Source organism: Kitasatospora sp. NPDC057940 (assembly GCF_042887425.1).
GTDB lineage: Bacteria > Actinomycetota > Actinomycetes > Streptomycetales > Streptomycetaceae > Kitasatospora.
The window spans coordinates 42,984-52,683 of sequence record NZ_JBHVPH010000041.1; the positions used below are offsets into that span (position 1 = coordinate 42,984).

General features: G+C 70.8%; 5 protein-coding genes, 1 tRNA gene and 1 pseudogene. 1 reads left to right on the forward strand and 6 read right to left on the reverse strand.

All coding sequences use genetic code 11. The features are described from left to right. Window positions 1-2 precede the first annotated feature (2 nt). The 6 genes and pseudogenes from kdpB to ACFVTF_RS35930 all read right to left on the reverse strand — a co-directional run bounded on the left by kdpB (window position 3) and on the right by ACFVTF_RS35930 (window position 8,927). A complete protein-coding gene (kdpB, locus tag ACFVTF_RS35905) occupies window positions 3-2,117 on the reverse strand; it encodes a potassium-transporting ATPase subunit KdpB (RefSeq protein ID WP_363580038.1) in 2,115 nt (704 codons plus the stop codon). Then, window positions 2,117-3,778, reverse strand: coding sequence for a potassium-transporting ATPase subunit KdpA (gene kdpA, locus ACFVTF_RS35910; RefSeq protein WP_371518382.1), 1,662 nt, complete (start codon window positions 3,776-3,778; stop codon window positions 2,117-2,119). Before kdpA ends, kdpB begins: the two co-directional genes overlap by 1 nt. A 1-nt stretch (window position 3,779) precedes the next feature. After that, complete coding sequence (gene kdpF / locus ACFVTF_RS35915) at window positions 3,780-3,869, reverse strand: K(+)-transporting ATPase subunit F (protein ID WP_037971201.1); 90 nt, start codon at window positions 3,867-3,869, stop codon at window positions 3,780-3,782. A 403-nt stretch (window positions 3,870-4,272) separates the two neighbouring features. Further along, window positions 4,273-6,270 (reverse strand): APC family permease, encoded by a 1,998-nt coding sequence (locus tag ACFVTF_RS35920; protein WP_387818226.1) that lies wholly within the window; start codon window positions 6,268-6,270, stop codon window positions 4,273-4,275. A gap of 307 nt (window positions 6,271-6,577) precedes the next feature. Then, window positions 6,578-8,415 (reverse strand): annotated as a pseudogene (locus ACFVTF_RS35925) (APC family permease). A gap of 431 nt (window positions 8,416-8,846) precedes the next feature. Then, window positions 8,847-8,927, reverse strand: a tRNA-Tyr gene (locus tag ACFVTF_RS35930). 216 nt (window positions 8,928-9,143) lie between these two features. Here ACFVTF_RS35930 and ACFVTF_RS35935 point away from each other — a divergent pair. Beyond that, on the forward strand, window positions 9,144-9,632 hold the full coding sequence (locus ACFVTF_RS35935; protein ID WP_063348915.1) for a YajQ family cyclic di-GMP-binding protein: 489 nt from the start codon (window positions 9,144-9,146) through the stop codon (window positions 9,630-9,632). Window positions 9,633-9,700: the final 68 nt, after the last annotated feature.

Below are 9,700 nucleotides of genomic sequence, written 5' to 3' on the forward strand. Positions count from 1 at the left end.
TCTCAGCTCAGGCCGGGGATGAACTGGACGATCAGGTCGATCAGCTTGATGCCGACGAACGGCACCACCAGACCGCCGAAGCCGTAGACCCCGATGTTGCGGCGCAGCAGGGAGCTGGCGTCGGACGGGCGGTAGCGCACGCCGCGCAGGGCGAGCGGGATCAGGCCGATGATGACCAGGGCGTTGAAGATGATCGCCGAGGTGATCGCGGACTGCGGGCTGTGCAGGCCCATGATGTTGAGGTGGCTCAGGCCCGGGTAGACCCCGGCGAACATCGCGGGGATGATCGCGAAGTACTTGGCCACGTCGTTGGCGATCGAGAAGGTGGTCAGCGCGCCACGGGTGATCAGCAGCTGCTTGCCGATCTCGACGATCTCGATCAGCTTGGTCGGGTTGGAGTCCAGGTCGACCATGTTGCCGGCCTCCTTGGCCGCCATGGTCCCGGTGTTCATGGCCACGCCGACGTCGGCCTGGGCGAGCGCGGGGGCGTCGTTGGTGCCGTCGCCGGTCATCGCGACCAGCTTGCCGCCCTCCTGCTCCTTCTTGATCAGCGCCATCTTGTCCTCGGGGGTGGCCTCGGCGAGGAAGTCGTCCACGCCCGCCTCCTCCGCGATCGCCTTGGCGGTCAGCGGGTTGTCGCCCGTGATCATGATGGTCTTGATGCCCATCCGGCGGAGCTCGTCGAAGCGCTCCCGCATGCCCTCCTTGACCACGTCCTTGAGGTGGATCACCCCGAGGACGCGGGCCGGCTTGGCGCCGACCTTGGTGGCCACCACCAGCGGGGTGCCGCCGGCCGCGGAGATCCCGTCGACCAGGGCGGAGACCTCGTTGCCGACCGAACCGCCGTTCTCGGTCACCCAGTTGGTGACCGCGCCAGCCGCGCCCTTGCGGACCTGGTGGACCGCCTCGGCCTCGTCCAGGTCGACGCCGGACATCCGGGTCTGGGCGGTGAACGGGACCCAGGTGGCGTGCGTCAGCTCGCCCTGGGCGCGGGCCCGCAGGCCGTACTCGGTCTTGGCGAGGACCACGATCGAGCGGCCCTCCGGGGTCTCGTCCGCGAGCGAGGACAGCTGCGCGGCGCTGGCCAGCTCCTCGGTGGACACGCCCGGGGCGGGCAGGAACTCGGCGGCCTGGCGGTTGCCCAGGGTGATGGTGCCGGTCTTGTCCAGCAGCAGGGTGTTGACGTCGCCGGCCGCCTCGACGGCCCGGCCGGACATCGCCAGCACGTTGCGCTGCACCAGCCGGTCCATGCCGGCGATGCCGATCGCGGAGAGCAGCGCGCCGATGGTGGTCGGGATGAGCGCCACGATCAGGGCGACCAGGACGATCATCGACTGCGGGGCGCCCGCGTAGGTGGCCATCGGCTGCAGGGTCACCACGGCGACCAGGAAGACGATGGTCAGCGAGGCGAGCAGGATGTTCAGCGCGATCTCGTTCGGCGTCTTCTGCCGGGCGGCGCCCTCGACCAGGGCGATCATCCGGTCGATGAACGACTTGCCGGGCTCCGAGGCGATCTTCACCACGATCCGGTCGGACAGCACCTTGGTGCCGCCGGTCACCGCCGAGCGGTCACCGCCGGACTCCCGGATGACCGGCGCGGACTCGCCGGTGATCGCCGACTCGTCGACGCTCGCGACGCCCTCGACGACGTCGCCGTCGCCGGGGATGATCTGCCCGGCCTCGACCACCACGTGGTCGCCGAGCCGCAGCGCGGTGCCCGGCACCTCCTCCTCGGCCTGCGTGGCGGGCCAGTCGGTGAGCCGGCGGGCGACGCTCTCGGTCTTGGTCTTGCGCAGGGTGTCGGCCTGGGCCTTGCCGCGGCCCTCGGCGACGGCCTCGGCCAGGTTGGCGAAGATCGTGGTGAGCCAGAGCCAGACGGTGATGGCCCAGGCGAACACGGACGGGCTGGCGATCGCGGAGACGGTGGTGACCACCGAGCCGACCTCGACCACGAACATGACCGGGTTCTTGACCATCACCCGGGGGTCGAGCTTCTTCACCGCGTCCGGCAGGGACGCGACGATCAGCTTCGGGTCGAGCAGGCCGCTGGCCACTCTGTGCTGCGCGGCGGGCTCGGCCTTGTCGGCCGGTGCGGGGTTGAGCGTAGGGGTGGACATCAGGAGAGACCTTCCGCGATCGGCCCGAGAGCCAGGGCCGGGAAGTAGGTGAGGCCGACGACGATCAGGATGACGCCCGACAGCAGGCCCACGAACAGCGGCTTGTGGGTGGGCAGGGTGCCCGGGGTGGCCGGGACCGGCTGCTGCTGGGCGAGCGAACCGGACAGCGCCAGGACGAAGACGATCGGCAGGAGGCGGCCGAAGATCATCGCCAGGCCGAGCGCCGTGTCGTACCAGTCGGTGTTGACGGTGATGCCGCCGAAGGCCGAGCCGTTGTTGTTGGCGGCCGAGGTGAAGGCGTACAGCACCTCGGAGAAGCCGTGGGCGCCCGAGTTGAGCATCCCGGCCCGCTCGCCCGGCAGGGCCATCGCCAGGCCCGTGCCGACCAGCACCAGGGTCGGCGTGGTGAGGATGTACAGCGAGGCGAACTTCATCTCCCGGCCGCCGAGCTTCTTGCCCAGGTACTCGGGGGTGCGGCCGACCATCAGACCGGCGACGAACACCGCGACGATCGCCAGCACGAGCATGCCGTACAGGCCGGAGCCCACACCGCCGGGCGCGATCTCGCCCAGCATCATGTTGAAGACCGTCAGCCCGCCGCCGAACGGCGTGTACGAGTCGTGGAAGGAGTTCACCGCGCCGGTCGAGGTCAGCGTGGTCGAGGCGGCGAACAGGCCGGAGGCGGCGATGCCGAAGCGCTGCTCCTTGCCCTCCATCGCGGCGCCCGCGGCCTGGAGGGCGGTGCCCTGGTGCTGCGACTCGGCGAAGGTGAGCAGGGCGGTCGAGGCGACCCAGAACAGGCCCATCACGGCGAGGATCGCGTAGCCCTGGCGGTTGTCCCCCACCATCCGGCCGAAGGCCCGCGGCAGCGCGAACGGGATCAGCAGGATCAGGAAGATCTCGACCAGGTTGGAGAAGCCGGTCGGGTTCTCGAACGGGTGCGCGGAGTTGGCGTTGAAGAAGCCGCCGCCGTTGGTGCCGAGCAGCTTGATGACCTCCTGGGAGGCCACCGGGCCGCCCGGGATCTTCTGCACCTCGCCGCTGAGCGTGGCCACCTCGTGGAAGCCGTGGAAGTTCTGGATCACGCCGGAGGCGGCCAGGACCAGGGCGAAGACGATCGAGATCGGCAGCAGCAGGCGCAGGTTGATCCGGGTGAGGTCCACCCAGAAGTTGCCGACCCGGTCGGTCCGGTTGCGGGTGAAGCCCCGGATCAGCGCGCCGACGACGGCGATGCCGACGGCCGCGGAGACGAAGTTCTGCACCGCCAGGCCCGCCATCTGCGCCAGGTGGCCCATCGCGGACTCACCGGCGTAGGACTGCCAGTTGGTGTTCGCGACGAACGAGATCGCGGTGTTCCAGGCCTGGTGACCCTCCATCTGCGGAACGCCCAGGTTCAGCAGCAGGTAGCCCTGGAGGCGGATCAGGCCGTAGAGGAAGAGGACGGAGACGGCCGAGAAGGCCAGCACCGAGCGGAGGTACACCGGCCAGCGCTGATCGGCGTCGCCGTCGACGCCGATCACCTTGTAGATGCCGCGCTCGACTCTGAGGTGCTTGGTGGTGGTGAGGAGCTTGGCGATGTAGTCGCCGAGGGGGCGGTAGCACAGGGCCAGGGCCCCGACCAGGGCCAGGGCCTGCAGCCAGCCCGCGAGAGTGGATCCCATGTCAGAACTTCTCCGGGAAGATCAGCGCCACGACGAGATAGCCGACGAGCGCGACGGCCACGATCAGACCTGCGATGTTCTCCGCGCTCACAGCTTCTCCACCCCCCGCGCGATCAGGGCGATGACGGCGAACACGGCGACCGTGACACCGACGTAGATGAGATCGGACATGGGCTCCACCAGAGCGGTTCGGGAGACTGCCGCGGGCGGGCCGGGGGCTTCGCGCGGCGCCGGCGGACGACCGGCAGATGCAGCAAAGCAGCCGTCAGAGGCGCGTTATGGCTCCCTGACGCCCTCCATACGGGTGACTGCGGGACGTTGACGCGACCTTGACGCCCGCTTCACCGGGCCGTGACCGTCGTCATCAGGCCGTGATCGGCCCGGCGCCGGAACGCCGGAAGCCCCGGGATTCCGGGGCTTCCGTACGGGTGGGGGTGCGGGTTGGTGCGGGGGGCCGGGCCCGACGGAGGCCGGGGGGCCTGCTACTGCTCCCGTCAGACCTTCTCCGGCGCCGGGAGCCGCTCGTACCCGCTCCCCGGGGCCGGCTCGCCCCGGCGCACCGCGCCGGGCGCCCGGCGCGACGGGCCGCCCGCGCGCCCGGAGGAGGTCAGCTGCCACGGCACGCTGATCACCATCACCCCCGCCGTGAACAGCAGCCGGCTCTTCAGCCACAGCGCCGACTGGTTGTGCAGCAGGTGCTCCCACCAGCGGCCGACCACGTACTCCGGGATGAACACGGCGACCGCCTCCCGGGGGCTGCCCCGGCGGTGCTCCCGCACGTACGCCAGCACCGGCTTGGTGATCTCCCGGTACGGCGAGTCCAGCACCTTCAGCGGCACCCGGACGCCGGCCTCCGTCCACTGCCGCTCCAACTCGCCGGTGGCCTCCGGCTCCACCGCCACGGTCAGCGCCTCCAGCGAGTCCGGCCGGAACGCCTCCGCGTAGCCGAGCGCCCGCAGCGTCGGCTTGTGCAGCTTGGACACCAGCACGATCCCGTGCACCCGGGCGGGCCGCGCCGACTCGGCCTCCGGGTCGTCCACCGCCAGCTCGGCGGCGACGCCGTCGTAGTGCCGGCGGATGCCGCGCATCATCAGCCACAGCACCAGCGCGGCGACCACGGCCAGCCAGGCGCCCTGGGTGAACTTCGTGAGCAGCACGATCACCAGCACCAGCGCGGTGACGACCGCGCCGAAGGCGTTGATCACCCGGGAGCGCAGCGCCGAGCGGCGCACCGCCGGGTCGGTCTCGGTGGCCAGCGCCCGGTTCCAGTGCCGGACCATGCCGATCTGGGACAGCGTGAAGGAGGTGAAGACGCCCAGGATGTACAGGTGGATCAGGCTGGTGACGTTCGCGTCGTACAGCCAGAGCAGCCCGCCGGCCACCACCGCGAGCGCGATGATGCCGTTGGAGAAGGCCAGCCGGTCCCCGCGGGTGTGCATCTGCCGGGGCAGGTAGCGGTGCTCGGCCAGGATCGAGGCCAGCAGCGGGAAGCCGTTGAAGGCGGTGTTGGCGGCCAGGATCAGCACCAGCGCGGTGACCGCCTGGATCGCGTAGAACAGCACGCTGTGGTCGCCGCCGAAGATCGCCGCCGCGAGCTGGGCGATCACGGTCTGCTGGGGCGTGCTCGCGCAGTCGCCGGGGAAGCCGGTCAGCCGGCAGGCGCCGCCCTCGGTGATGTGCACCTTGGCGATCAGCGCGAGGGCCGTGATGCCGGCGAACATCACCACGGCCGTGGTGCCCATCACGGCCATGGTGCGCGCGGCGTTCCTCGCCTTCGGCGCCCGGAAGGCCGGGACGCCGTTGGAGATCGCCTCCACCCCGGTCAGCGCCGTACAGCCGGAGGCGAACGCCCGCAGGCCCAGCATCAGCAGGCCGAGGCCCGCCACCGTGTCCTTGCCGTCCTCCGGGAGGATCCCGTACGAGGCGCTGGACGCCACCGGCGCATCGCCGAGCGCGACCCGGACCAGCCCGGTGACCACCATCAGCAGGATGCCGCCGATGAACAGGTACGTCGGCGCGGCGAAGGCCTTGCCGGACTCCCGGACGCCGCGCAGGTTCACCGCCATCAGCAGCAGCACGAAGCCCAGCGCCAGCCAGACCCGGTGACCGGCCAGCGAGGGCAGCGCCGAGATGATGTTGTCCACCCCTGAGGCCACCGACACCGCGACCGTCATCACGTAGTCGACCAGCAGCGAGGCGGCCACCACCAGACCGGAGTTGGCGCCGAGGTTGCGGGACACCACCTCGTACGAGCCGCCGCCGCTCGGGTAGGCGTGCACCACCTGGCGGTAGGACATCACCACGACCGCCATCAGCGCGACCACACCGGCCGCGACCCACGGGGTCAGGTAGAGGAAGGCGGCGCCACCGACGGTGAGCACCAGCAGGATCTCCTGGGTCGCGTAGGCGACCGAGGAGAGCGGGTCGGAGGCGAAGATCGGCAGCGCCAGCCGCTTGGGCAGCAGCGTCTCGCCGAGCTCCTCGCTGCGCATGGCCCGGCCGATGACGAGGCGCTTGAGCGCCTGGGGCACGTTGAACACAAATGTGAGGTTAGGTCGGGAAAACGCAACGGAATTCGTTGCGGAGATCGCCCAACACCCACCAGATCAAAGGCTTTCCCGCAGGTCAGAGCAGCTGCGGGCGGGTGAGTGCCGGGCGTATCGAGGGCGTCAAGGCCGCCCCGTTAAGACCGTGTCAAGATGCCAGGTTGTTATCGGGCGTCCAGGGTGTGGACGCCCCCCGGGGCGCCCTCCCCCAAGCCCGCTCGTCCGCCCGGCACCTCAGCGGCGGCGGCCCGGGTCACATCCGCATCCGCAGCCGGCAGACCACCGCGTCGGTGTGCCGGCGCAGCGCGCGGTCGATCACGGCGCCGCGCCGGTTCTGCAGCGCCCGCTGCCACCAGCGGGCCGGCTCCACCTCCGGGATCAGCACCGTCAGCCGGTCGTAGACGTGCTCCTCGCCGAGCCGGTTCACGAACGCGGCGATCGGCTGGCCCAGCCGGCGGCGGTCCTCCGGGATCTCCACCAGCGGCACGCCCGGCTGCCACAGCTCCCAGTCCCGCCGCAGCGCCTCCGCCTCGGCCTGCTCGTGCACCACCGTCACCGCCAGCACCTCGTCGCCGAGCGACAGCGCCGCCGACAGGCCGTCCCGGGTCAGCCGGGTGATGGCCGTCACCGGCACGACCACCAGGCTGCGCTGGCGGGTCACCGCGCCCGGCACCCGGCCCAGCTCCAGCCGCTCCCCGATCAGCCCGTAGCTGCGGTGCACCGCCTCGAACAGCACCACCAGCAGCGGCAGCGCCACCACGATGCCCCAGGCGCCCTCGGTGAACTTGGTGCCGTGCCGGTCACCACCACCGTCGCGACCCCGGTGAGCAGCGCGCCGAACCCGTTCAGCACGGCCTTCCACACCCAGCCGGCCGGCCGGTGCACGGACCAGTGCCGGACCATGCCGACCTGACAGATCGTGAACCCGACGAACACGCCGATCGAGAACAGCGGCACCAGGCTGTTCACGTCCCCGCCCGAGCCGACCAGCAGCGCCGCCGACACCAGGGCGAGGAACAGCACCCCGTGCCGGTGCACCTGGCGGTCGGCCCGCAGCGCGAACACGTGCGGCAGGTGGTTGTCCCGGGCGAGCAGGTGCAGCAGCACCGGCAGCCCGCCGAAGGAGGTGTTCGCGGCCAGCCCGAGCAGCACCACGGTGGCGAACTGGACGACGTAGAAGGCCGCGCCGTGGCCGAGCGAGGCGTCGGCGAGCTGGGCCAGCACCGTGACGCCCTCCACCGGCTGGAGGTGGAAACGGCCGATCAGCACGGCCAGCCCGATCAACATCACGCCGAGCAGGGCGCCGAGCGCCACCTCGGTGTGCTGCGCCCGCTTCACCCGCGGGGTCCGGAACGACGGGACGGCGTTCGCCACCGCCTCCACCCCGGTCAGCGCCGAGCACCCGGCCGCGAACGCCTTGAGCAGCAGCAGCGCGCCGACGGTCGTGGCGTTCTCGGCCAGCGTCGAGGCGTGGCCCGCGGCGGCCGCGGTGCTCGCCGGGCCGTCCCGGAACAGGCCGACCACGATGATCGCCAGGATCGACACCACGAAGACGGCCGTCGGCGCCATGAACCAGCGCGCCGACTCGGCGATCCCGCGCAGGTTCACCGCCGTCACCAGGGCCAGCACGCCCAGGCACAGCCAGACCCGCTGGTCGTACAGGCTCGGCACCGCCGAGGTCAGCGCCGCCACCCCCGCGGTCACCGAGACCGCCACGTTCAGGATGTAGTCGATCACCAGCGAGGCGGCCGCGGTCAGCGCCGTTCGCCGGCCCAGGTGCTCCTTCGCCACCGCGTACGAGCCGCCGCCGTCCGGGAACGCCGCGATCACCTGCCGGTACGACGCCACCAGCACGCCCAGCAGCACCGCGATCGCCACCGTCACCGGCAGCGTGAAGCCCAGCCCGTACGCCCCGGCCGCGGCCAGCACCAGCACGATCGACTCCGGCCCGTACGCGACCGAGGCCATGGCGTCCAACGACAGCGCCGCCAGGCCGCCCAGCGCACTCAGCCGGTGCCGCTCGTCGCCCGCGCCGGTGTCCGGCGGTTCGGGTTCGGCCGTGACGGCCGGGGTGGTGATGGCGCTGGGCATCGGACGGAACCTCCGCGATCGGTTGTTCCTCCGATCCTGCGGGCCGCACCCCTGCCCTTCCCCCGACCCCTACGCGTTCCTGACGCCGTCCCAGGAACCATTGACGGGCCCTTGACGCACCGCGGCAGAGCTCATGGCGGGGGGTGGCGGGGATGGGTGGGCCGCTGTCCCGGCGGGCGCCGGTTGGGAAGACGACCAGCTCTTGCGAAGAACCCCCGGCGCGCCCTACGCACACCCGGGACACCACCACAATCACGCTGAACGGCCCCACCCACCCCCGCACCCACTCTGCTGCCTGCTACCCGTAATTGCAAGCAATGCGCAATAAGTGTCCCCGCCGCCGACCGGCAGCACCGCGGCCTTCACGCGCCGGGAAACGACAACGGCCCCCGATCCGCGTTTCCGCAGATCGGGGGCCGTTCTCTGTCCTGTGGCTGGTGCAGGGTTCGAACCTGCGTAGCTTACGCGGCAGATTTACAGTCTGCTCCCTTTGGCCGCTCGGGCAACCAGCCAGGATCTTGTCCCCCGGGGCGTCCGCCCCGTTCGACGTCGTAAACAATACCTGATGCCAGGGGGTGCTCCGCCACTCGATAGGTCACGTGATGATCAAGGGCCACGGCGTGGCTGTCGGGGGCGGGGGCGGGGTGCCGCTGGATAGGCTGGGGAGGCGGACGCCCGGTGGGGCAGGCCGTGTCAGTGAAGCCAGAACATCAAGGAGACCAACACCCATGGCCGACTCCAGTTTCGACATCGTCTCGAAGGTCGAGTGGCAGGAGGTCGACAACGCGATCAACCAGACCTCCCGTGAGATCGCCACCCGTTTCGACTTCAAGGGCGTCGGCGGCGAGATCAGCCGCTCCGGCGAGAAGATCGAGATGAAGGCCAACGGCGAGGAGCGCGTGAAGGCCATCCTGGACGTCCTACAGGGCAAGTTCATCAAGCGCGGACTCTCGCTCAAGGCCCTGGACGCCGGTGAGCCGCAGCTGTCCGGCAAGGAGTACAAGATCTTCGCGGACATCAAGGAGGGCATCTCCACGGAGGATGCCAAGAAGGTCGCGAAGATCATCCGCGACGAGGGCCCGAAGGGCGTCAAGGCGCAGGTCCAGGGCGACGAGCTGCGGGTCAGCTCGAAGAGCCGCGACGACCTGCAGACCGTACAGGCACTACTCAAGGGCAAGGACCTGGACTTCGCGATCCAGTACGTGAACTACCGCTGACCCCCGGAGGGTCGTGCGGCAGGGCCCCGCCCCCCCGCGCGGGTGCACCCCCGGGGGGGGGCCACCCC

Bases quoted from the DNA above. Each gene is read 5' to 3' on its own strand.
- kdpB (WP_363580038.1), bottom strand. From the start codon at position 2,117: ATGTCCACCCCTACGCTCAACCCCGCACCGGCCGACAAGGCCGAGCCC.
- kdpA (WP_371518382.1), bottom strand. From the start codon at position 3,778: ATGGGATCCACTCTCGCGGGCTGGCTGCAGGCCCTGGCCCTGGTCGGG.
- ACFVTF_RS35920 (WP_387818226.1), bottom strand. From the start codon at position 6,270: ATGCGCAGCGAGGAGCTCGGCGAGACGCTGCTGCCCAAGCGGCTGGCG.
- ACFVTF_RS35935 (WP_063348915.1), top strand. From the start codon at position 9,144: ATGGCCGACTCCAGTTTCGACATCGTCTCGAAGGTCGAGTGGCAGGAG.